The sequence below is a fragment of the Oceanobacter sp. 5_MG-2023 genome, assembly GCF_030548165.1.
Classification (GTDB): domain Bacteria; phylum Pseudomonadota; class Gammaproteobacteria; order Pseudomonadales; family Oceanobacteraceae; genus Oceanobacter.
The window spans coordinates 1-1404 of record NZ_JAUORS010000058.1; the positions used below are offsets into that span (position 1 = coordinate 1).

The window sequence follows — 1404 nt, forward strand, 5'->3', positions numbered from 1 at the left end:
ACCGAAGGTTTGCGTTTGGCTTGAATCTTTGAACAGCAGCTGATTCTTTATAAATAACAGCCGATTAGCCATTTGGGGCGGCGTGTGAGTCGCCGTAATACGCAGAAGAAGATCTGTGCTTTCTCATCGGCTATGCCCCAGTGATGGCTGTCCTAATAAAAAAATTCGTGGCTGTCTCAATAAAAAAGCGCTTCAGTATTCTACGGTATCTACGATGGATGTTTCGGACGCTTGCAATTGAGCCACCAGCGGCGTGTTTTTCGAGCAGGTCAGTTGCAACTCGCTTTGCGCCCGCGTCATCCCTACGTATAACCACCGGGCACTCTGGACCAGTTGTTCATCATCACAAGATAATTCACCGCTACCCATCACAACAACCGCTGGAAACTCCAACCCCTTACTGGAAGGAATCGCCATCACAGCGACCTTGTCTTGTTGTGGGTCATACCCAAATTTGAACGACTGAGAAGCTAACCAGACACAGGGGATACCACTGCGTTTTAAATAACTGGCCAACGTCGAACCTTGCTGCCCGGTAACATACAACACTGCCATCTCGTTCCAGCGCATACCTTGGGCTTTCCAACGCTGCAAGTGCGCCACGGCATGAGCCATTTCATCCAGCCAGTGCTGGCCCATCGTAACCACAGGCACAGGGCCAGAACGTCCGGCAGATTCCGGTGCCAATACCGGTATGTGGTCATCATCTGAGCTTTTTGCGCAGATATATCGCTCGGCAAACTGATATGCAAACGCCAGAATTTCACGGGTATTGCGATAATTCCGGCGCAAGATGGTTGTCCGCCCCTGCGCCTTGACACCAACGCTCGACAAACTGAACCCCAGACCGGATCGTTTTTGATAGATCGACTGGGCATCATCGTAAAGCAGCAATAGAGAATCCGATTCCGGATCGATCATTTGCACCAGCAGAGTCAGCCATTCCGCCTCAAAATCATGTCCTTCATCAATCAACAAGGCTCCATACTGGGCACGAGGAATATGCCCTTGTGCTACTCCCTGTATTACCGATTCCACCTGACGCTCCCAGACAGGCTCAGGTCCGGCAACCGTATTAACCTGATAAGTGTTCAATTGACGCTTGCACCAATCATGAAAATGCAATGCCTGTACCCGATGCTCCAACCCTTTGGCCAACATGAGCGCATTCAGCTTACGCGCCAGCGTAATGTTAAAACACAACACCAGAACCGGCTTACTACTGGTTGCCGCCAACAATTCACAGCGATAGCCAAGAATCAGCGTTTTGCCAGAACCTGCCACCCCATGTATCACTCGATGGCCTGCTCCCAAACTACGCGCCAACTGTAGTGGTTCAATGATTCCGGACACCAACGTAGGTGGTAAAATCGCCACCATAAACGAGGTGTCTGATGACCAGAA

General features: G+C 50.6%; 1 protein-coding gene. It reads right to left on the reverse strand.

Features of this window, described 5'->3' with window-relative positions; genetic code table 11:
- Window positions 1-192: 192 nt before the first annotated feature.
- The coding region (locus tag Q4551_RS16100; RefSeq protein WP_303434940.1) for a DEAD/DEAH box helicase at window positions 193-1404 on the reverse strand (1212 nt) is incomplete at its 5' end.